We start from the raw sequence: 20,535 nt of genomic DNA, 5'->3' as shown, positions 1-20,535 counted from the left end.
CCTCAGGCTCCGGCCTTCATGGCCTGCTTGACTTCCTCATGCAGCCCGTGCTTCCGGGAGAAGAGGAGGGCCGCCGGAGAGGCGATGAATATGGAGGAGTACGTGCCGATCAGAATACCTGCGGAAATCGTCCAGGCGAAGTCCTCCATGGAAGGGCCGCCGAAGAAGTACAGGCACACCAGCACGGCCAGTGTGGAAAGGGAGGTCAGAATGGTGCGGGAAAGCGTCTGGTTGATGGCTTCATTCATGATTTGGGACGCGCTTTCATTCGGGTCCGAGAAGCGGAGGAATTCGCGAATGCGGTCAAACACGATGATTTTGTCATTGATGGAATAGCCGGCCACCGTCAGCAGCGCGCCGATGTGGATGACGTTCAGCTCAGTGCCGCTGATGATCACCAGCCCCAGCACCAGCAGGACGTCATGCGTCAGGGCGATGACCGCGCCGATGGCGAAGGTCCATTCAAACCGCACCGTCAGGTAAACCATGATGCCCAGAATGCCGAAGAAGAGTGCCCAGGCGGAAGTGATGAGCGTATCGTATCCCATGGACTGCCCGATGGTTTCCTCGCTGAATGGTGCGTTGTCCAGCACGGGGAACGCCTTGTCCAGGGCCGTGGTGATGGCCGCCTTGTCCAGGGCGTTGTCGGAGAAGTTGATCAGGATGTTCACCTTGCTGCTGTCCGTGGATTCCGCCACTTCCTGCACAGTGGCTTTCTGGGTCAGGGCCAGCTTGTTCACGACACCTTCCACTTCCCGGAAGGAGATGTCTCCCTTGTTGACCAGGTAGGAGATGGAGGAACCGCCCGTAAAGTCCATGCCCAGGCAGTCCTTGCCCTTCATGGCCCCCACCACGATGCAGATGAGCAGCAGAATGGCGGACAGGGAGCAGGACCAGACCTTCTGGCCCATGAAGTTGATGTTGCTCTTCTTCTTGAAGAGATTCAGGAATTTAAGGTCCTTCATCATGCCGATGGTATCCGCCCAGTAGAACAGGACGCGGGTGACGAGAATCGCCCCGATCATGGAGGTGATGACGCCCACCGTCAGCGTAACGGCAAAGCCCTTGATGGTGCCGGTGGCCATCCAGTACAGGATGACGGCGGTAATGAGGGAGGTGATGTTGGAGTCAAAGATGGCGGAGAAAGCCTTGTCAAAGGAGTTGCGGATAGCCACGCGGAAGGGGCGCCCCATTTCCTTTTCTTCCCTCAGGCGTTCGTAAATCAGCACGTTCGCGTCCACCGCCACGCCCAGGGTCAGCACGATACCGGCAATACCCGGCAGCGTCAGCTCAAACCCGAAGATGGACATGGCCCCCAGAAGAAGCAGGGCATTAATCGTCAGGCCCATGATAGCCACCAGACCGGCAAAGCGGTAGTAGATGATCATCATGATGAAGCAGAGAATCAGCCCCGTGATGCCCGCGTATTCCCCCTGAAGGAGGGCCGTATGGCCCAGGGAGGCGGAGATTTCGCTGGCAGATTCAAAGTTGAGCTTGTTGGTGAGGGGGTTGGAAAGCACCTTCGTCAGGGCCTCCGCCTCGCCGGGCGCATCCAGTCCGCTGATTTCAAAGCTTTTTGAAAGAATGGCCTGAACCGTAGGCGCGCTCTTGACCACGTCATCCAGAACAATGGCCATGCGGTCGTGGCCCAGCTGCATGCGGGAAGTCAGGTTGTACATCTTGTCCGCCCCCTCGTTGCTCAGGGTGACGTTGACATGGCCGGGACGGGCCAGGTCCACCCCGGCGCGCACGATGTCCTTGCCCGTCAGGGATTCACGTTTTTCCAGGAAGATTTTTTCCGTGACGTCCTCGTTTTTGCCGTTCTTGAAGGTGTATTCATACATCCTGTAGCCGGGAACGCGGATGCGGCCTTCCGCCACCAGTTCATTGTTGCGCGGATGGACGGGGAGAATCTGCAGCTTGGCCACCTTGGTCAGGATGGCCTTGGTTTCCTCGCGCTTGGCAGGGTCCGCGGCGGGAATCTGCACTTCAATGAGGTTCAGGTTGTCCTTTTTCTTCGGGCGGATGATGACGTCATTGGCTCCGGTGCTGTTGAGCCGTTCCGTCAGGATCACGCACGCCTGCTCCATGGCCTGGTCCGTCAGCGGAATGGGCTTGCCGTCATCCCCGATGTTCGGTTCTACGCTCAGCGTGAAGGAGACGCCCCCGGCAATGTCAATGCCGTATTTCAAGCCCTGCTGGAAAAGGGAGAACAGGGAAAAGGACGCAATGCCGATGATGAAGATCGTGCCGGCGTTGCGCTTGACCTTGTCCTGGTCGGAACCCAGGTACCAGAAAAACACACCCAGCAATACCAGACCGCCAATGAAAATGAAGAGAGGGTTGTTGAAGAGATCGTAAATAAACGCGAGAGGAGCGGACATTCCGCCAGCCGCGGGGAGAGTATCGGCAGATGCCAGGAGATTCATAGACATTTCAATCCGGATTGGGTGTGAGTAATACGGCAAGGGATTGTGGAGAAATTCGCCAGCAGGTCAAGCCTTCTGTGCGTGTACCCGTTAAGAGGAAGCCACCCCCTGCGGACCTCCGGAAAACGAGCTCCGCCGCGGGCATGAAAAACCCGGTTTCCCTGCGGAAACCGGGTTGAAAGAAGAATGGAAAAGGGGAAACGCCGGAGATTACATGCCTGCCACCGTTTCAACGGGAACGGGGGCGGGCGCCACGGGAGTGACGATCACGGGCGCGGAAAGGGGGGAGGAATCCGGAACGGCGGGAGAAGCGGGCATGGAAGGAGCATGGCCGGCGGCGGCGCGTCCGCGCCGGATGAGCTCGGAAACGGTCACCAGCTCATAACCGCGGTTTTTCAGCCCTTTCACAATGGCGTCTACAGCCGCCACCGTGGAGGCGTGGATGTCATGCACCAGGATGATGGAGCCGGGCTTGGCGCCGTTTACGGCGCGGGCGGCCACCACGGAGGAGCCGGGCTTGCGCCAGTCATTCGTGTCCACGTCCCACATGATGGTGGTGAAGCCGAAGCGCTGGCGGGCCCAGGAAGCTACGCCGGCGTTCGTGTAGCCTCCGGGGGGGCGCATGACCACGGGAACAATGCCGCAGGCGTTGCGGATGGCTTCATTGGTGCTCTGGAGCTGGGATTCCGCCTTTTCGCGGGATACCTTGCTCAGGTAGGCGTGGTTCCACGTATGGTTGCCCACTTCATGGCCTTCACTGACCATGCGGCGCACTACCTGGGGATGGGCTTTCACGTTGCAGCCCTGCATGAAGAAGGTTCCCTTGACATTGTTGTCCCGCAGGATGTCCAGCACCCTGGGGGTCAGCGTCCCGTGGGGACCGTCGTCAAAGGTGAGGGCCACCACTTTGTCCGGCACGGCCACGCGGCTGACCGTCACTCCCGGAATGCGGGGGGAAAGCGGGGTGTTGTTGTAGGACGGGCTCACGGACGGCACCTGCACGGACTTGGGGGGCAGCTTCACGGCGGGGCGGTCCGGCTTCTTCCCCGGAGCGGTCACGGGAGAAAGGGAGGTCTTCACCGGAGCGCCGGACTCCACCGGCCGCTCCTGATGCTGGGAACAGGCGGACAGCCCGAGCGCCAGGGCACATGCAAGGAATAAACGTTTCTTCATAACAGGTTTTTGGAGGATGTACGCCCATCCCGCCTTCTTGTCACGTCCTAAATCATCCATCCGTGCGGCATGAAAAAGAAGGAGGCTTCCCCTCCCTGGGAAGGGCGCCCGCGGGAACGAGGCGGGGGATTATTCGGGACTGTCCATGTCGATATAGCTGACAGATACCGTTCTGCGGGGATGGGAGGGGTCCCGAACCTCCACCTTCATCCGTTTGAAAAACCAGGAGCCGTCCTTCAGCTTCATCACGGAATCAATCATGAACCTTTTAGCCAGTTCCCCGCGGCCGTCAATGCCGTCCACCTGCCACATGGCTCCGTTTTCCTTGTCAATCCAGACGCGCACCCAGGCATACTGCCCGACCTTGGGGTTCGGGTTCGGAATCTGGACAATCCAGCAGTCCCGGCCCTTCACCGTGCTCGCCGCGTCGTCCCGGACGATTTTGGCCTGGGGCCAGTACAGGTAGCGCATGGAGAGGTCCTCATACGTCACGTCCGTCCCCGCGATGGGCACCGCGTACTGGGCGACCGGCAGAACGCCTGCTTTCCCGTCCTTCCAGGAAAGGATTTCCTGGCCGCGGTCCTTGAATTTCAGGTCAAACCTGTTCCAGACGTTATTCAACTGGTACTGGAAGGCAATGAGGTTGCCGCGCAAGCTCATGGAAAAGGGAACTTTCACGCTGCGTTTGCGTATTTGCCCCTTGATGTCCTTGTTCTCCTGGAGGGTCGCCCCCTGGCGAACCCTTTTCAGCAGTTGCCCGGCATCCGGAACGGCCTGGGAAAATGAAGGAGCCAGGGAAAGGACCATGGCGGCCATTCCCGCGAAAAAAGTGGAAAGCAAAGAATATCTGCGCAGCATGAATTGCTCATATCACTCCGGAAACGCGGAAAAAAACCTTTTCTCAGTCACCGGGCGGCGTCCGTGACATTTTGCGCTAGATTTTGCTCGACTAGGTAATACAAAACGACAAGATGTGCCCAACGACATCTATTGATCCATCAATTATGGAAACGCCTGCATTCTTGAAGCCCATCCAGTCCTATCCTGGGGAAATCGTCCAGTTTATTGAAAGAATCCCGGGGGTGGACGTAACCGGAGACCGCGAAACCGTGCTGGAACGGCTGGAACCGTACCACAAGGCGGAAGTGGAGGCCCTGGGCTGGCGGTGGAAGGACCTGCGCCGCGCCGAACAGGTGCACGGCACCAGGGTGGCCCTGGTGGGGGACATCGGCTCCAATTATCCCGTGGAAGGCGTGGACAGCCTGATCTGCTCCGGAGTTTCCGACTGCGTGCTTGCCATTTACGTGGCGGACTGCGCCGCCGTCTGGCTGTACGACAAGGAAAACTGCCACCGCTCCCTGATTCACTCAGGCAAGGCTGGAACCGCCGGCAACATCGTTTCCAACACCATCAAGTCCATGAAGAAATGCCTGGGGGTGGACCCTGCCAACCTGATTGCCGTCATCTCTCCCTGCATCCGTCCCCCCCATTATGAGGAAGACATCCCCACGGCCATCAAGGCCCAGCTCGTTGAGGAAGGGGTGCCGGAAGACCAGATTCACGATTCAGGGCTGGACACGGCGGCGGATACCAAGCGCTTCTACTCCTACCGCGTGGAGAAGGGGCAGACGGGCCGCATGCTGGCCCTCTTCGGCCCGGACCACGCCACCCGCCCGCACCCGATCATTCTTTAACAGCGGAAAGGCAGCGCCTTTCATTCCTTTTGCCCAGCGCATCACGGTTCCGCCGTGGTGCGTTTTTTTTGCAGGTGGCCCATACCCGTTGGCGCTGGACGGGACCGGCCCGCAATCCCGCAAGGGACATGGCCGCATCCCACCGCGGCAGGACCGTTCCGGTTATTCCGGACCCGATAATCCAAGTTGCCGTTCCCGCATTCAAACATCATTACATTTGCAATCATGGCAGTAACAATCAGCGACAATTATCAGGTAAAATACACCAGGAAATGGGGCACCCTGCTCCAGCAGCACGCTTCCCGCCTGGACAAGTACGTCAGCGTCATGCGCGACTTGAGCGGCAAGGTGGTCTTTCTGGACCAATTCGGCGTTCTGGATTTCACGGAAAAAACCACCCGCGTGGGCCAGACCGTTCTGAACGAGGCGCCCACCACGCGCCGTTCCATGCGTCCGCGCACCTTCACCAAGGCCATCGGCTACGACGAATTCGACGCTACCCGCCTGGGCGACATGGACCTTCCCGTCAGCAAGACGATTGAAGGACTCCAGGCCGCCGCAGGGCGCCGCATGGACGACGTGATGATCTCCGCCTTCCTGGACACGAATTACGTGGGGGAAGACGGCATGACCGCCGTTCCGTTCAAGGAGAGCCAGCAGATCGCCGTGGACCACGTGGACAGCGGGACCAAGGGCGCAAGCAACCTCACGGTAGCCAAGCTGCGCGCGGCCCTCCAGCTCTTTGAGGAAAACGAGGCATGGAACCAGGATGCCCCCCAGTTCGGCGACCAGCTCGTCATTGCGGTGACCAGCTCCCAGATCATGAGCCTGCTGCGGGAAACGGAGGTCAGCAGTTATGACTTCAACAACGTGAAAGCCCTGGTGGAAGGCAAGATAGACACCTTCATGGGCTTCAAGTTCATCCGTACCCAGCGGCTTCCGAAGGCGGAGGACGGCACCCGTTCCTGCCTGGCCTGGGTGAAGAGCAAGGCGCAGTTCGGCATCTGGAACGACTTCAAGGTGAAGCTTTCCGTACGCGACGACATGGAGGAAGCCCTCCAGATCCGCGCCAAGTTCGCCTGCGGCGCCACCCGTCTCCAGGAAGAAGGCTTCGTCAAAATCCTGTGCGACGAAGGGGCCAACTAGGCCGCATGCACCATTAACACCCTCTCTTCATCCATGAAGGGAGACGCCCCGGGCCGTTCTGCGGTCCGGGGCTCTTGTTTTCCGGAAAACGACAGTCCCAATGACGAAAGCGTTCCGCTCCGCAACCGGAAACATGGCGTTGCCGGCACAAGACGTTTTCCAGCGGTTTCACGGAAGCTCCTTCTTTCCGGCAAAAAGGTTCAGGCTTTTCAGCCAGCGCCATGAGTTGATCGCCGGATTTACCAGATAGGACAGATCCGTATATTTGGTACGTGCGTTATTGAAGTGTCCCATGGATTTGCAGAGGGCGGGCATGGGCGCTCCCACCCCGCAGGAAACAGGCGCCGGGGAAAGGGCATATAAATCCCCGTAGCGGCCCAAATACCGGGCAAACCATTCTTCCAGGGAACCATAATACCTCAGCCATGGCCAGACCCGCTGACCAGATGGAAGCGCCGGAAGAACACGGTCACATAAAGAAAGGTTCATCACATACGCTCCGGAGGCAGCCATATCCGATACGCGCAATAGAGCGGACTTTTCCCCATTCGCCACGGAGCAGGCAATATGGGGAGAAAGATGCGGTTCACTTAAAAACAAGGCTGTTCTTTCCCGGCATCCATTCAGCAACTGCCCAAGCATCCGCGCCATGGTGCCCGTTACCGGGAGCCTGAAACGGCAATTTTCCTCCACGACCATGAAACGGGTGAAATTACGGGAAGAAGCAAGAGCCAAAGCCGCCTGGTGCCCCAGCACCCGGGCCGCTTTCCGCCTCTCCGCCCGGAGAGAGGCCCCATCCCGGTCCCCTCCCGGAGAAGGAACGTCTACGGGAACCAGTTCATGAACCGGAACGCCATGCGGAACATACGCTTTCCAGGACCATTCCGGATGGCCGGACGCCCCTTCCTCCGTCTTTACCACCAGCACGGCATCCAAAGCCGCCCAGAAAGGATTCAGCCCCATTCGCAGTAACGCTGACCAAAACATATTCACAGATTTTTACGTAACGCCGTCAGGCCGCCTTTTTCAAGCCTGCCCTCCCTTCTCAATATGTTCTTAACATCTGGAGATTGAAAAATAACGCCCTCCGCCGGAAAAGAAAACGGAACCTTATGAAACAATCTTGTCCGGATAGCAGAATGGCTGCCGGCGTTGGCGCCCCGCAAGCCATTCGCAGGGGAGCCGCACAATAGGATTGGCACAGGATTAAGGCAAACAGCTCCGGAAGGAACAAGGCTGGGGAACTGACATAATACGGACGCAAAATGAGGAGGAACACCTCAATAGAAGATTGACCTTCCTTTCTTTACTGGAATAGTAGGATGTATGCAGCAGATTGTACGTGAACATCAGACCTATCCGCCGAAAATCGTTGCGTCCGTCACCTCATGGGAGTTGTGGAAAACGCTGAAAGGAAAAGATTTAACAGACCAGTGCGACTGGGTGGAACTGCGCGTGGATGCCCTTCCCCCGGAACTCACGGCGGAGCAGGTCATGGAGTTCAGGCCGGAGATGCCCCTGCTGGTCACCGTACGCTGCCATGAAGAAGGCGGCCTGCGCCGCATTCCGGAAGAGGAGCGCTTTGCCCTGCTCCGTGCCTACATGCCGTACGCCACCGCCATGGACATTGAAATCAAGGCCATGCGGCATGCCAGGGAACTAATCATGGAAGCGGGAGCACGGGACGTCATCGTCATCGGCTCCACCCATGACTTCCAAATCACGCCGGGCGTCGACTACCTGCGCGAACTGGAAAAACGGGCGCGCGCCCACAAGGCGGACATCGTCAAATTCGCGTTCACGCCGTGCCTCGCCTCGGACATCCAGACGGGCGTGCAGCTTTTCACCAAGCCCAAGGGGCCGATTGCCGTCATGGGCATGGGACCCATGGGGCCCGTCTCCCGCCTGCTTTACTCCCAGCTCGGCTCCTGCCTGGTGTACGGCTACCTGGGGGAAAAAGAGACGGCGCCCGGCCAGTGGCACGTCTCCCTCATCAAGGAAACCCTCCGCCACCTCGGCCCTATTCTCCGCTGATTCCGGAGCCTTTCTTTCCGCTCTCTCATGAACATTATTACTTCCGCCTTTCTGGCGGCACGCCCCAAAACACTCACCGCCTCCCTCATTCCGGTATGGGCAGGCTGCATGGTGGTGCAGAAACTGACCGGAAACTGGAATGCGGCCCTGGCCCTCCTGACGCTTGCCTCCTGCCTCTGCCTCCAGATTGCCTGCAATTTCTTCAATGACGCCATTGACCACGCCAAGCACGCCGATACGGAACGGCGCACCGGCCCCGTGCGCATGACGGCCAGCGGAGCGCTCTCCCACGGAACGGTCATGATCATCGGCCTCGCCTTCCTGCTGGGCGCGTGCCTGCTGGCGCTCCCCCTCATTGAGCTGCGCGGCTGGCCCATCATCGCCATCGGAATTCCGTCCCTCTACTTCACCTACGGGTACACGGGAGGCCCGTGGCCGCTGGCGTACAAGGGGCTGGGGGAAATATTCGTCATCCTCTTCTTCGGCCTGGTGGCCGTCCTGGGAACCATCCTGGTGCAGATAGGCACGGCCCCGGTCGTCCCCGGCACGCTGGTGGAATCCCTGGCGGTGTACAACGCCGGCATCGTGGTGGGCATTCAGTGCGGCCTTCTGTGCGCCGTCATGATAGCCATCAACAACATCCGCGACAGAAAGGAAGACCTCACCACGGGCAAGCGCACGCTGGCCGTGCGGCTGGGAGAGGGAAAAGCGCGCGCCATGGCCCAGGCCTTCATCCTGGCGGCCTACATCACGCTGCCCACGTCCAGCCGGGCCCTGCACCTGAACCTCTCCCATACGTGGTGGATGTGGATTCCCGCCATCCTCTTCGGCGGCTATCTGATGCTCCTGATCCGCAAAACGCCTGCGGACAAACGCATGAACAAGGTGCTGGCCCTCGCCTCCCTCCATCTGCTGCTGTACCTGGCCACGTACACAATTCTGCCCACACACTGAAAAACGCCTCCTTTTCCCAACGTAGTAACATACGTGTATCATGAATCTGCTTAAATTCATTCCCGTTTTTCTCATTCTCCCCACCTTCTTCTCCTGCACTCAAAAAAGCACTCTGGAAATCGCCACCGGGAAGGTGACGACCATCAAGCTGGGCAACGTGGTCCGCATCAAGGAAATCAACGTGCTGACCTCCGCGGATGACGGCACCTTCGCCAACATGGCGGGCACGGCGGCGGAAGCGATGACGCCCGGCATCATCGGCATGGGCACCTCCAAACTGGCTTCCGCCACCGGCTCCATCGTGGACGGCAGGGTGGAGGCCACCAAAATGATCCGCGTGCGCGTCAAGCTCAAGGACACGAACGAACTCGTGGAAGTCCAGCAGGAAGTAACGCCCAACTTCACCCTGAAAATAGGCCAGGAAGTCGTCATCACCCAGGGCAGCACGCCCGGCAACGTCTGGCCCGATTAACGGAAATGAACCACGCTGCGGCACCCGCCTCGCCACACCGGGGCCTCCTGATTAAAATCGCCGGCCTCCTGGTGGCCGTCTCCCCCCTCTGTGCGTGGAACTACTGGAACAGCATTCCTTCCGCAGCGCTGCTGGCCCCCCTGCTCCTTGCGGCCCTGTTCGCCGGAACGGCATGGGCCATGAAAAAAAACGTCCGTGAAACCTTCCGCCCGGTTCTTCCGGCGGTGCGTCTCACGCTGGCCGCTGGGCTGGCCTTCACGCTTATCACCCAGCTTTCCCAGGCTGCCCTCAACTGGCTTCCCCAGGTACTGGCGGGAACGGCAATCATGCCGCCCGCATGGATTATCCCGCTGGGTCACCTGAATCTGCTGGTGACCTTCTGTGCCCTTCTTCTGCTAACCATGGCGGCGGCCTGTGCATGCCTTCTCTGCATCGGAAAACGCGGAATCCGCCCCACCGCGGAAAAAACGCAACCGGACTCCCGAACCCGGCCTTCCTGACGGAAGCCGCCGAAGACGCCAAGAAGATACTCCGGAAATACGGGGATGAACATCCCCTAACTCTCCCGCATCAGGCGGAACACGTCTTCCGGACGCATCCCTGCGGCACGCATCTCCTGAAGACTCAGGCTCCGGTCCCTCTTGGCAAGCCGCTTGCCGGAGGCATCCTTCACCAGCCGGTGATGGTACCACTGCGGCACTGGAAGCCCCAGCAGGGCCTGGAGCGTCCGGTGAATGCCGGTCACAGGGAACAAATCCTCACCACGGCTCACATGGGTGACGCCCTGGGCCGCATCATCCACCACCACGGCAATATGGTAGCTGGCCGCACAATCCTTGCGGCCCAGAATCACGTCCCCCAGTTCCTCCGGGCGGCAGACCTGGTCTCCGGACCGCATGTCCCGCCACAGCAGGGGTCCCGTAATCCGCGCCGCGGCGCGGCAGTCCAGCCGCCACGAAAAGGGCTTGCCGGATTTGAGAAGCTCCTTCCGGCGCCCCTTGTCAAGCAGGCGGCAGGTTCCCGGATAAACGTCCACGCGGCCGCCCTGCGGCGCGCCGCCCATGGCGGCCACCTCCTCCGCAATCTCCCGGCGCGTGCAGAAACAGGGGTACAGCACCCCGCGGTCCTTCAACGCCTGGAGGGCATGTTCATAAGCGCTGAAGCGTGAAGACTGGACCATCATCGGCCCGTCAAAGCGAATGCCCAGCCAGTCCAGGTCTTCCAGGATGCCCCCTACAAACTCCGGACGGCACCGCGTCCGGTCGATATCCTCCATCCTCAGCACGCACCTTCCGGAAAAACGGTCCGCCAGGGAACGGGCCTCCCACGCGGCCAGGGCATGCCCCAGATGGAGACGGCCCGTAGGGCTGGGGGCGAACCTTGTTACTATGGGGGAATCCATGCGGCGCCGCCACCATAAAAAAGCGCAGCCGCCTTTTCAAACCCTTTCCGGAAAATTATTGCGGCTTGACAGAAAGAGGCAGGGAAAGTAGGAGAGTTGGTCCCTTTCCCTGCACCTTCAACTTTCAGTACATGCTTTCTCTTCTCAACATCAACTCCGCCTCCGTCATGGGCTGGCTGGAATCAGCGGCCACCCAGCAATGGATTGTGGGCATCCTGCTGCTGCTCCTGTTCATCTGCTTCATCAAGGAATGGATGCCCGTGGAAATCACGGCCCTGGCAGGAACCGCCGCGCTCATGCTTACGGGGATATTGAGCACGCGGGACGTGCTGTCCAGCTTTGCCAACAGCGGCCCGCTGACGGTGGTCTGCATGTTCATCCTGAGCGCCTCCCTGGAAAGGACGGGGCTGATCGGGGACCTCTCCAAGCTTTTCAACAAGGTAGCCAAAGGCCGGGAGCTGACCGCGCTGCTGGTCATCACGCTGGGGGCGTTCATGGTCTCCCCCTTCGTCAACAACACCCCGGTGGTCGTCATCCTGATGCCCATTGTGCTGGCCTTCTGCCGGGACCACAACATCGCGGCCTCCAAACTCCTCATTCCCCTCTCCTACGCCACCATCCTGGGCGGCACCTGCTCCGTGGTGGGCACCTCCACCAACGTGGTCGTGCTGGGCCAGGTACAGAAACTAGGCTATGAAGGCATCCAGATGTTCACGGTAACGCCCATGGGGCTCATTTACGCGGCGGCGGGGCTGCTCTATCTCTGGACCTTTGGCCGCAAATGGCTCCCGTCCCGCCCCACCCTGTCCACCATGCTCCCCGGCGGCATCCAGCGCGACTTCCTGCTCCAGGTCAGAATCCCCGCGGACTCCCCGCACATCGGCGCCACTCCCGTCAGCCTCATGCAGTCCGAACTGCTAGGCACCAAAATCGTGGAAGTGCGCCGCAAGGGCTTCTCCATGCAGGAGGAACTGCAGCACATCAACCTGGAGGAGGGCGACCGCATCCTCTTCCTGTGCAATGCCAGAAAAGTCAACCAGGTCCGGGAGGCCAGGGGCGTGGACCTGGGCTGGGACGACAGCCGCGGACTGGAAACGCTGGAACAGCGCGACGTGCAAATCGTGGAAGGCATGATTGCCAACAATTCCGAATTCGCCGGACTGTCCCTGTCCGAACTCAAGCTGCGCCAGCGGTTCAACATTTTTGTGCTCGCCATCCACAGGCAGGGCAAGAACATCACGGACATGGGGCCGGATACCAAGCTGGCCGCCGGGGACACTCTGCTGCTGGAAGGCCCGCAGGAAGGGATGAACCGCATCCTGACCAAGCAGCGCATCATTCCCCTGAGCCAGCGCCCCGCGGACGCGCACAACCGCAGCAAGCAGGGCTGGGCCATCCTGGCCATGGGGCTGTTCATCTTCATCGGGCTGCTGGGCTCCTTTGAGCAGTACGGGGAATTCTTCAAGTTCTTCGCGCGCTTCAACCCCTTCTACCTCGCCTTCATCGGCGCCCTGATCGTCGTCATCTCCGGCTGCGTCAAGCCGAAGGAAGCCTACCAGGCGGTGGACTGGGGCATCATCTTCCTGATTCTGGGCATGCTGTGCGTGGGGGAAGCCATGAGCAAGACCGGACTAGCCAAGGCCATCGCCTTCGGCGTGGTGGACAACATAGGCCCCATGGGCTGCCTGGTCGCCATCTCCGGCCTCTACCTGATCTGCTCCATCCTGACGGAAATGATTTCCAACAACGCCGTAGCCGCCGTCATGGGACCGCTGGCCTATGAAATGGCCCTGCAATTCGACGCCAACCCCATCCCCTTCATCCTGGCCGTCATGTTCGGCGCCAGCGCCAGCTTCTCCACCCCCATCGGCTACCAGACCAACACCTACGTGTACAACGCAGGCGGCTACAAATTCAAGGACTTCGTGAAAGTAGGGCTGCCCCTCAACATTCTTCTGTGGATCATCTTCACCTGCACCGTCGGCTGGCTGTACCCGCTCAAGTAGAAAAGACGATTCTGCGGAAAAGGCTTCCCGGCGGGCAATCCGCTCTTCCGTGTAAAAAGTCAGGATTCATCCGGGTCACAGGAAAGGCGTTCTTTCCGTATCTTCTGACGCATGGGTTCTGAATGAAGATAAAGTGCCTCCTCATTCAAGTAGGAATCCGGCTGGGCCATCGTATGGAAAAAAGAAAGAATGGTCTCAATCAGGGGCGTGAATTCCTTCTTTTCTGTTAACGAAGCAAGCTTTTCACTTACCCGCACATACAGGGAATCAGGCTGGTGAATCACAGGTGACAAGTTACTGTACTGAAGAAATACTGATTTATAAAAGAATTGGCCCAAAGCCTGCTGTTCCTTCTCTGAGGCGGGTGGCTGAAGGGACATCACGTTCTGACCGGCGTTAATAGCGGCTTTCCAGGCGTCAACTGTCTTGGACATATCTTTTTCCCCATCCATGGCCAGCGTAAGGGCGCACGCGGCATTCCATGCCTTTTGAAGGTCCAGGATGACTTGACGTTGCTGTTTTTCAGAAGCGCCCGCGTGTTTGTCACGGAATAGGGGATCATAACCCTCTCTGGATAATCGGGAGGGCATGCGGAGGATTGCGCCTTCCAATCCCTCGGCAATCATCGCCTGGAACTGCTGGCCGTTGAGAATGTCCGCGATCTGTTTCCGGGAGGGGCTGTTCGGAGATAGTTTGGAGTCCAGCTCCTTACAAATATCTCTGATTTGCCGGTCTCTCCAATTCAGGGCGAAAAAATTGTCCCTGGGACCTTCAAAAGGATCAAAAATGATTTTTTCAAGAAAACCTTGATGAAGCGGATCCGTGGCTTTTGCACGCCTGGCCAGTTCTTGAACTGCCTGCAAATAGTCTTCATCCGGAAATTTTCTGATGTAGTCAGCCATCTGTGTAAGCTCCACCCTGGAAAACCGGGAAAGATCATTGAAGATAAAGGGAATATTCTTAAGAATAAGCTGACGGCATTCGGCATCCGCCTTTGCCGCGGCCTTCCATTGCTTCTCCTTGATGCATTGACTTTTCTGTTGCTGAACAATTTTTATTTTTTTCCAATAATCCGGACTCTCCTGATTATTGGAAAAAGCCGGAAAGGAAAGCAGGCTCAGCAAGAAATAAGATAATAGTTTATTCATGTTTTCTAAAATAATTCGGGAATATTAAATAGAGAATTTTATTGTTATCAGAAACTCCGCCGCTAATTCCTGCACCGTCATAGTCTATAATAGCACAGTGGGCATCATCGAAACAAAGCCATCCAGGCTCAGGTAAAACAGTGGAAGCCTTGAACCATTTCCACCCTTTTATTGTTGTATTTGGTGATATCCATTCTGCAACTATGGGGGCCCGTGATTGGACGAGGTTGATGGTGAAGGTAGGAATATCAATACCACAGGAATGGCAGTGGTAAAATACAAATATATTACATTTGCTCTGATTATAAAAATTATTCATTCCAAAGGCATTATGCCCGTAATTCTTTACTTCTTTTTTAAGAAGAGCCGCTTCCGTATAAAGCTGTTTTGTTGCGGTATCCAATGAAGGAGAAGCGTTACGGAAAACATCTTCCAATTTGTCAAAATCATACCACGGGGTCAATTTGGCATAAGTCTTTTTCATCAAATCTGCGATGGCACTATTAATAAGGTTTTTCTCATGCTGACTGTTGACTACCCCTACGCAATCCGGGTCTCCCCTACACAAAAAAGGAGATTTTTTTCCACCATACGCATCTTCCCGCCGAGTATATGTAAAAATTTTACCATTGATTTTAGAACGCACACGGTAAATTCCCGGAGTATTGTACTGGTAGGTACATGTTGTTCCATTTCCAACTTCAACCCATTGGGTTTCAAAATTAAGTGTCTTTGATGCTCGAAGCCGGCATATTTCCCATGTGATAATATCTTTAAATTTGCTTTTTTGTCCCAGCATATCCTTATTCAACGCCATTTCTATGCATTCTCCCTTAATCAGCAATACTCTACTGTTCTCCGTAGGCGCATTTTGCTTCCGCACGGAAATGTCCACCACAACAGGAGTGACGAAAAGGGTAATTCCGTCTAGATCTTTTTTCCCCGGAGCCGGATTGTAATAGGTCTGGGAATATTCAATGTCAAACGTATGGGTGCCGGGCATCAAAATGTGGGGATAATCCCTTCTTCCCTTGGAAATATCATGACCTTTGCCGCTTTCTTTCAGCCATTCCTGTTTTTTTCCCTTATCGTCCGTAATGGAAATAGTGCAACCGTCATCTGATACCAGAGTCACGAAACCGATACCGCAAGGCTGACCAGAAAAATCGTTGTTTTTGTCGTCGTCATATTCAGGGCGTTTACGGAAATTGGGAGCCTCCTTAAAAGTGAAGGAGACGGAATAATTCTCCTTGTGAGGTTTTCGAGGATCATCAACAATGGTTGAGTTAGGTTTTTTGACATGGCCTTCCAAAGCCCGTTGAATAACGGTTTCTGCAACTTGATCTGCAGGATGTTCAATAACATTCACAATTTCACTTTTGTCTTGCTTGGAGAAGATGTCATCAATCTTGACATCATCATTTGCTGTTGCTTCCTGAAGAGACAGCAGGAATCCTGCAGACAACATGGAAATAAATAGTTTGTCTAGAGTAGTCATGATGGAAAGAGTTTATCGCTTCTTTTTTTTCTGCCTGGCCTTGGCTTGCCTGGCCCATTTTTCCAAACGAGCGGGGGCGTCCGTCATGCCAATGCATGGAGGCATTTTCCTGGCCCATGCAATGGCTTCATCATATTGTTTCAGTTGAAGATATCCCCAGGAAATCCAGTAAACATAATGGCTCTGAGACGACGGATGGGTAGCATGAGTTTTCAAGAGGTGCTTGTATGCTTCTATACCCAATGGATAAAATTCTTTTCCCATATCGAAAAAGGAGCTAGCATGAAAAAAACCTATCCGCAGCATGCGTTCCGAAAGAAAGGGCATGTTTTTGGATTCCTTGAAATAGAGGCTTGGGAAAAAATAAAGTTGGCCGATCAGAAGCCTCAGCGCCCGGATTTGTTCTTTCTGCGGCGTAGCAGTGATTTCAAGTGCCAGCATGAGCTTCGTGAGCCCGTCAAGGCCGTCAAGCCGTACAGAAGAATCCTGATCTTTCAGCTTCTTGAGAATAGTCTTGAGAACGACAAGGGTCCGTCTGTTGATGACGGCCCAATCCTTCTCAAAACCGACGTATTTGATGATATCCTTGTGTTGCGTCCAGCTTCCGGAGTGTACCATGTTACTTGATCATTCGCCTTTTCCGCTTCCTGGCTCATATATCGAAAAAGAGCTATTTTTAGTTGTGTCCTCGTTCCTGTTCCTTCCTTCAGAGCCTTCAACAGGGCCACAGGAGTAAGGGGAGATGTGGAAGTGCTAGGAGAAATAGCACAGATCCCCTTGTCCCCACAAACACCATAGGCGAACATGGCAATCAACAAATAACTCAAATGGATACAGCTTTTCATTGAGTATATGTAATATAGTGAAAAATTTAGTTACCTGTCAATGTTTTACCGTTTTTCATCTGTCCAATGAAAGAAATAGGAAAATTAAAAATGGGCAAAACATTACCGCTAATCAGCCTATCCTTACACTTCAGGCTTTCTCAACCACTAACCGGAAAAATATGGCACGATCATCAAGGCCTTCCAATACAATCCCACTCTTGAACATTCTCAGTGAGAAGTATCTATCAATGTTGAGCTGGTCCGGCAAATCCGGAATCCGGAGCCTGATCCCACGGTACATTTTACCTTCCGTGGTGATTCAGATGTGGACCCATTTCATTATTTGGGGCTGTCTCTCCTGTAAAAAGAAAGACAGCCCCTTAAAAATCCAGCACCCGGGAGTCCTACTCCCTCATCAGCGCCACGCGCATGGACTGGCACTTGAGCAGGGCGGCAAAGGCGGCGTAGTCCGTTTCCCGGTCTGAGGAAACCAGGCAATACTGGTACCGGGGCAGGCAGGCGTCCTCCCGCGCGGCATTGCGCAGGCGCAGGGAGATCACCTCGTCTTCATCCGTCTGGCGGCCGCAAAGGCGGTTTCTCAGCTCTTCCTGAGGCACGTAGATGTAGACGTCCGTATAGCATTTGGGAAGAATGCCGTCCACGCAGGCGCGGACCTGGGCGGCCCCCTGCACGTCTATGTCCATCACCACGTTTTTCCCCTGTTCCAGAAGATTCAGGATGTCCGCCTTCAGCGTGCCGTAACGGTTGCCGTGCACCTCCGCATATTCCAGAAAGTCCCCCCGCTCCACCCTGGCGGCGAATTCGGCGGCAGTCAGGAAGTGGTAGTCCACCCCGTCAACTTCCCCGGACCTGGGACGGCGCGTCGTGCAGGAGATGCTGTACACGCACAGTCCGTTTTCCGTCGCGCGGCGGCACAAGGTCGTTTTCCCGGAACCGGAAGGCCCGGACACCACCAGCAAAGTTCCCAATGGCTGTTTCATGGCTGTTATTCGATGTTCTGAACCTGTTCCCTGATTTTTTCCAGCTCCGTCTTGGCCGCCACCACCAGATGGGCCAGCGTGGAGTCGTTCGCCTTGGAGCCGATGGTGTTGAATTCCCGGAAGATTTCCTGGCAGAGGAAGTCCAGGGGCCTGCCCGCGGGCGCGGACGAACCGCACAAGGTGCGGAACTGGTCAAAATGGGAGGAAAGGCGGGTGATTTCCTCGGAAATGTCGCACTTGTCCGCAAACAGGGCCACTTCCCGGATGATGCGTTCATCATCCGCAGAAACGGACAGGTCGGCCTCCGCCAGACGCTTGAGCATGGCTTCCCGCAGCCTGACGGGCACGGAAGGGGCGTGCTCCGCGATGCTGAGGCGGAATTGTTCCAGCGTATCCAGCTTGCCCAGCACGTCCGCTTTCAGATTGGCTCCTTCCGCCGCGCGCATGGCGGTAAAATCTTTCAGGGCGGCCTTGAGCGCCTCTTCCACCACCGGCCAAGCCTCCTCCGGAGAAAGGGCGGCTTCCGCCGTGGAAGTGATGATTTCCAGCCGCAGCAAGTCGGACGCCTGGAGGGGCATGGGCTGCCCGGCCAGGTCAGCCGCACGGTTCAGCAGCCCCGCGAGGGAGGCCAGCTTGTTTTCATCAAGCTGGAGGGAGCCGTCTGCTTCCGCCAGCCGTTCCACGGAGACGGAGACGCCCACGCGGCCGCGTGATACGGCCCCCTGGACGATGGAGCGCACGGGGGCGTCCCATTCCGCATAGCTGCGCGGCACGTTGACGGCAATTTCCGTCTGTTTGCGGTTTACGCCTGATATTTCAACAAGGATGTTGTAACGGTCTGTCTGGGCAACGGCTCTGCCGAAGCCGGTCATGCTGTTCATGGTTACGGGTCAGATTTAGGTTAAGAATGGGAGTAGGCCTTCTTCACCTCGTCCGCCACGATGGAAAGCCCCTTGCGCAGGAGTTCCTCCGTCTGGGTGAAGCTGATGCGGATGCATTCATGCCGGTGCGGCCAGGGTTCCCCCTCCTCCGGAAGGGCGAAGAAGAAGTGGTGGCCGGGATTCACAAAACATCCCCGGGCCTTGCACCGTTCGTAGAGTTCCTGGCACGTGATGGGAAGCCCCTCGAACCACAGCCACAGGAACATGGCGCCTTCACTCTTGTGGACGCGCCACGGGATGGATTCTCCGAAGAGTTCCGGCAGCAGGGACAGGGCGAATTCCGCCTGCCCGCGGTAAAACGGCGTGAGGGTTTCACGGCAGACGCGCTCCAGCGTGCCGTCTTCCAGATAGGGCGTTACCAGCGCCTGGCCCAGGTTGTTCGGGCACAGGGAGGAGGTGGTCACCATGCTGACCACGGCCCGGATGACGTCCGGGCGCGCAATCACGATGCCGGTGCGCGTGCCGGGCAGACCGATTTTGGAAAGGCTCATGGTCAGGATCATGTTTTCATCCCAGGCCGGCTTCACGGGCACAAAGCAGATGTTGGGCAGCGGCGGTCCGTAGGCGTTGTCAATCATCAGGGGCACCCCGGCGCGGGACGCCATCTCCCGCAGGCGGTCCAGCTCCTCATCCGTCACCACGTTGCCGGTGGGGTTCGTGGGGCGGGACATGCAGACGGCGGCCGTTTCCGGGCGTATGTCCAGGCGGTCAAAGTCAATCACGTACTTGAACGTATGGCCGTCCAGCATGCGGATGCCGGGCCGGATGCCCCGGAACATCACGCCCCCGCACAGGGACTGGGACTGGTAGCCCACATAATCCGGGCACAGCGGAAAAAGGATTTCACGCATGCCTCCGCCCGGGCAAGGCCCCGCGAGCATGTTGAACAGCGTGAAGCAGGCCATCTGGCCGCCCTGGGTGATCGCCACGTTCTCCGGCGCCAGGTTCCAGCCGCAGCGTTCATTGAGAAAACGGACCAGCGCGCGAATGAAGGCGGGGTCACCGCCCGGATGGGCGTAATGGCCCACCAGCACGTCAAACTTTCCATTCCGCACCAGCTCCGCCATGCTGCGGCGCCAGAGTTCCGTCACCTCAGGAATGACGGCGGGGCTCCCACCGTTCAACTGGCACAGGCCTGTTTCCTCCGAATGGAGGGCCTTGAACAAATCCTCCATCAAATCATCAATACCCGTTCTGGCCGTCAGGTGGCCTCCAATCTCCGATAATTGCATCATGCCGCGGGCATTGTAGCCGCATGCGCGTTTTATGCGAGAAAAATCATTGTTCCGCAGGGCGCATGAACAGTTTGACTTTCCCCCCCGTTAATGTTCATAATCCCCGGCATGTTCAATATCGTGCGATTCACCAGGCGTACCTGTCCGGCGCTGGCCCTTGCGCTGGCCCTCACCTCGTGCGACAGCGGTACGAATGAAGCCCTTACCTCCTTCATTACGGGAAATTCCTCCTCGGAACACCAGCAGCTCCAGGCCCAGCTCCAGCAGGCGAAGGACGCCCTGGCCCAGATAGACCAGGAAATCAGCCGCGCGGAATCCCACGACGCCCGCGTGAACTACAATCTTCAAAAACGGCTTTCCACCCCGGGAAAAGTCACCACGCCTTTCACGGTGAAGGATATTGACATTCTGCCCTCCAAGCGCCGCGACTTCGAGCACCTGTGCTTTGACATTGAAGACATGCGCAAGACGCTGGCTCAGCGCAAGCAGGAGTTCCACGCCCTGCAATACCAGTATAACGCGTATGCCGCCAAACTGGCCGAATTCAAGCAGTCCCACCCGGTAGATTAACCCCA

The 20,535-nt window shown here is 57.2% G+C and carries 19 protein-coding genes; 8 read left to right on the top strand and 11 right to left on the bottom strand.

Annotated elements, in window-relative coordinates; translation table 11 throughout:
- Positions 1-2: 2 nt before the first annotated feature.
- The 3 genes from secD to HJW02_RS03825 all read right to left on the bottom strand — a co-directional run bounded on the left by secD (position 3) and on the right by HJW02_RS03825 (position 4,418).
- The gene (gene secD / locus HJW02_RS03835; RefSeq protein ID WP_180970956.1) at positions 3-2,384 is read right to left on the bottom strand and encodes a protein translocase subunit SecD; all 2,382 of its coding nucleotides are present in this window, start codon (positions 2,382-2,384) and stop codon (positions 3-5) included.
- A 255-nt stretch (positions 2,385-2,639) separates the two neighbouring features.
- A complete protein-coding gene (locus tag HJW02_RS03830) occupies positions 2,640-3,602 on the bottom strand; it encodes a polysaccharide deacetylase family protein (RefSeq protein WP_180970957.1) in 963 nt (320 codons plus the stop codon).
- Between the two features lie 129 nt (positions 3,603-3,731).
- Complete coding sequence (locus HJW02_RS03825; protein WP_180970958.1) at positions 3,732-4,418, bottom strand: outer membrane lipoprotein-sorting protein; 687 nt, start codon at positions 4,416-4,418, stop codon at positions 3,732-3,734.
- A gap of 188 nt (positions 4,419-4,606) precedes the next feature.
- On the opposite strand from HJW02_RS03825, the gene HJW02_RS03820 reads away from it, so the two are divergent.
- Both HJW02_RS03820 and HJW02_RS03815 read left to right on the top strand, forming a co-directional pair.
- A complete protein-coding gene (locus HJW02_RS03820; protein ID WP_180970959.1) occupies positions 4,607-5,296 on the top strand; it encodes a polyphenol oxidase family protein in 690 nt (229 codons plus the stop codon).
- 225 nt (positions 5,297-5,521) lie between these two features.
- Entirely contained in the window at positions 5,522-6,442 is a 921-nt protein-coding gene (locus HJW02_RS03815; RefSeq protein ID WP_102722555.1) for a phage capsid protein, read from the top strand.
- Positions 6,443-6,610: 168 nt separating this feature from the next.
- Here HJW02_RS03815 and HJW02_RS03810 read toward each other — a convergent pair whose 3' ends face one another.
- Positions 6,611-7,405, bottom strand: a complete 795-nt coding sequence (locus HJW02_RS03810; RefSeq protein WP_102722556.1) for a hypothetical protein — start codon at positions 7,403-7,405, stop codon at positions 6,611-6,613.
- A 363-nt stretch (positions 7,406-7,768) separates the two neighbouring features.
- Here HJW02_RS03810 and HJW02_RS03805 point away from each other — a divergent pair, with 363 nt between their 5' ends.
- Genes HJW02_RS03805 through HJW02_RS03790 form a run of 4 tightly spaced genes read left to right on the top strand, consistent with a single transcriptional unit; the run spans position 7,769 to position 10,402 of the window.
- Positions 7,769-8,476: a type I 3-dehydroquinate dehydratase gene (locus HJW02_RS03805; RefSeq protein WP_102722557.1), complete on the top strand. Its 708-nt coding sequence runs from the start codon at positions 7,769-7,771 to the stop codon at positions 8,474-8,476.
- 27 nt (positions 8,477-8,503) lie between these two features.
- A complete protein-coding gene (gene menA / locus HJW02_RS03800; protein ID WP_102722558.1) occupies positions 8,504-9,430 on the top strand; it encodes a 1,4-dihydroxy-2-naphthoate octaprenyltransferase in 927 nt (308 codons plus the stop codon).
- A 40-nt stretch (positions 9,431-9,470) separates the two neighbouring features.
- Positions 9,471-9,902 carry a hypothetical protein gene (locus HJW02_RS03795; RefSeq protein ID WP_022397282.1) on the top strand — a complete coding sequence of 144 codons (432 nt, stop codon included), beginning with the start codon at positions 9,471-9,473 and terminating at the stop codon, positions 9,900-9,902.
- A gap of 5 nt (positions 9,903-9,907) precedes the next feature.
- A complete protein-coding gene (locus tag HJW02_RS03790) occupies positions 9,908-10,402 on the top strand; it encodes a hypothetical protein (RefSeq protein WP_102722559.1) in 495 nt (164 codons plus the stop codon).
- Between the two features lie 56 nt (positions 10,403-10,458).
- On the opposite strand, the gene gluQRS is transcribed toward HJW02_RS03790, so the two are convergent.
- Positions 10,459-11,304, bottom strand: a complete 846-nt coding sequence (gluQRS, locus tag HJW02_RS03785) for a tRNA glutamyl-Q(34) synthetase GluQRS (protein ID WP_102722560.1) — start codon at positions 11,302-11,304, stop codon at positions 10,459-10,461.
- A gap of 131 nt (positions 11,305-11,435) precedes the next feature.
- Between gluQRS and HJW02_RS03780 the strand changes: the two genes are divergently transcribed.
- On the top strand, positions 11,436-13,310 hold the full coding sequence (locus tag HJW02_RS03780; RefSeq protein WP_102722561.1) for an SLC13 family permease: 1,875 nt from the start codon (positions 11,436-11,438) through the stop codon (positions 13,308-13,310).
- Between the two features lie 59 nt (positions 13,311-13,369).
- Here HJW02_RS03780 and HJW02_RS03775 read toward each other — a convergent pair whose 3' ends face one another.
- The 6 genes from HJW02_RS03775 to HJW02_RS03750 all read right to left on the bottom strand — a co-directional run bounded on the left by HJW02_RS03775 (position 13,370) and on the right by HJW02_RS03750 (position 19,960).
- Positions 13,370-14,458, bottom strand: coding sequence for a hypothetical protein (locus tag HJW02_RS03775; protein ID WP_102733113.1), 1,089 nt, complete (start codon positions 14,456-14,458; stop codon positions 13,370-13,372).
- On the bottom strand, positions 14,451-15,956 hold the full coding sequence (locus HJW02_RS03770) for a hypothetical protein (protein ID WP_102722563.1): 1,506 nt from the start codon (positions 15,954-15,956) through the stop codon (positions 14,451-14,453). The genes HJW02_RS03775 and HJW02_RS03770 overlap by 8 nt, the downstream gene beginning before the upstream one ends.
- A 12-nt stretch (positions 15,957-15,968) precedes the next feature.
- A complete protein-coding gene (locus HJW02_RS03765; RefSeq protein WP_102722564.1) occupies positions 15,969-16,574 on the bottom strand; it encodes a tetratricopeptide repeat protein in 606 nt (201 codons plus the stop codon).
- Positions 16,575-17,187: 613 nt separating this feature from the next.
- Entirely contained in the window at positions 17,188-17,784 is a 597-nt protein-coding gene (gmk, locus tag HJW02_RS03760; RefSeq protein ID WP_240454298.1) for a guanylate kinase, read from the bottom strand.
- A gap of 5 nt (positions 17,785-17,789) precedes the next feature.
- Positions 17,790-18,665: a YicC/YloC family endoribonuclease gene (locus HJW02_RS03755; protein WP_102722565.1), complete on the bottom strand. Its 876-nt coding sequence runs from the start codon at positions 18,663-18,665 to the stop codon at positions 17,790-17,792.
- 20 nt (positions 18,666-18,685) lie between these two features.
- A complete protein-coding gene (locus HJW02_RS03750) occupies positions 18,686-19,960 on the bottom strand; it encodes a valine--pyruvate transaminase (RefSeq protein ID WP_022397290.1) in 1,275 nt (424 codons plus the stop codon).
- Positions 19,961-20,068: 108 nt separating this feature from the next.
- On the opposite strand from HJW02_RS03750, the gene HJW02_RS03745 reads away from it, so the two are divergent.
- Positions 20,069-20,530, top strand: a complete 462-nt coding sequence (locus HJW02_RS03745) for a hypothetical protein (RefSeq protein WP_146018153.1) — start codon at positions 20,069-20,071, stop codon at positions 20,528-20,530.
- The last annotated feature ends 5 nt before the right edge of the window (positions 20,531-20,535 follow it).

This window comes from Akkermansia sp. GGCC_0220 (assembly GCF_017566105.1).
Lineage (GTDB): Bacteria > Verrucomicrobiota > Verrucomicrobiia > Verrucomicrobiales > Akkermansiaceae > Akkermansia > Akkermansia massiliensis.
Note: the sequence above shows the minus strand (reverse complement) of the source record. Positions and strands in the feature narration are given on the sequence as shown.

Bases quoted from the DNA above. Each gene is read 5' to 3' on its own strand.
- secD (WP_180970956.1), bottom strand. From the start codon at position 2,384: ATGTCCGCTCCTCTCGCGTTTATTTACGATCTCTTCAACAACCCTCTC.
- HJW02_RS03830 (WP_180970957.1), bottom strand. From the start codon at position 3,602: ATGAAGAAACGTTTATTCCTTGCATGTGCCCTGGCGCTCGGGCTGTCC.
- HJW02_RS03825 (WP_180970958.1), bottom strand. From the start codon at position 4,418: ATGGCCGCCATGGTCCTTTCCCTGGCTCCTTCATTTTCCCAGGCCGTT.
- HJW02_RS03820 (WP_180970959.1), top strand. From the start codon at position 4,607: ATGGAAACGCCTGCATTCTTGAAGCCCATCCAGTCCTATCCTGGGGAA.
- HJW02_RS03815 (WP_102722555.1), top strand. From the start codon at position 5,522: ATGGCAGTAACAATCAGCGACAATTATCAGGTAAAATACACCAGGAAA.
- HJW02_RS03810 (WP_102722556.1), bottom strand. From the start codon at position 7,405: ATGGGGCTGAATCCTTTCTGGGCGGCTTTGGATGCCGTGCTGGTGGTA.
- HJW02_RS03805 (WP_102722557.1), top strand. From the start codon at position 7,769: ATGCAGCAGATTGTACGTGAACATCAGACCTATCCGCCGAAAATCGTT.
- menA (WP_102722558.1), top strand. From the start codon at position 8,504: ATGAACATTATTACTTCCGCCTTTCTGGCGGCACGCCCCAAAACACTC.
- HJW02_RS03795 (WP_022397282.1), top strand. From the start codon at position 9,471: ATGAATCTGCTTAAATTCATTCCCGTTTTTCTCATTCTCCCCACCTTC.
- HJW02_RS03790 (WP_102722559.1), top strand. From the start codon at position 9,908: ATGAACCACGCTGCGGCACCCGCCTCGCCACACCGGGGCCTCCTGATT.
- gluQRS (WP_102722560.1), bottom strand. From the start codon at position 11,304: ATGGATTCCCCCATAGTAACAAGGTTCGCCCCCAGCCCTACGGGCCGT.
- HJW02_RS03780 (WP_102722561.1), top strand. From the start codon at position 11,436: ATGCTTTCTCTTCTCAACATCAACTCCGCCTCCGTCATGGGCTGGCTG.
- HJW02_RS03775 (WP_102733113.1), bottom strand. From the start codon at position 14,458: ATGAATAAACTATTATCTTATTTCTTGCTGAGCCTGCTTTCCTTTCCG.
- HJW02_RS03770 (WP_102722563.1), bottom strand. From the start codon at position 15,956: ATGACTACTCTAGACAAACTATTTATTTCCATGTTGTCTGCAGGATTC.
- HJW02_RS03765 (WP_102722564.1), bottom strand. From the start codon at position 16,574: ATGGTACACTCCGGAAGCTGGACGCAACACAAGGATATCATCAAATAC.
- gmk (WP_240454298.1), bottom strand. From the start codon at position 17,784: ATGAAACAGCCATTGGGAACTTTGCTGGTGGTGTCCGGGCCTTCCGGT.
- HJW02_RS03755 (WP_102722565.1), bottom strand. From the start codon at position 18,665: ATGAACAGCATGACCGGCTTCGGCAGAGCCGTTGCCCAGACAGACCGT.
- HJW02_RS03750 (WP_022397290.1), bottom strand. From the start codon at position 19,960: ATGATGCAATTATCGGAGATTGGAGGCCACCTGACGGCCAGAACGGGT.
- HJW02_RS03745 (WP_146018153.1), top strand. From the start codon at position 20,069: ATGTTCAATATCGTGCGATTCACCAGGCGTACCTGTCCGGCGCTGGCC.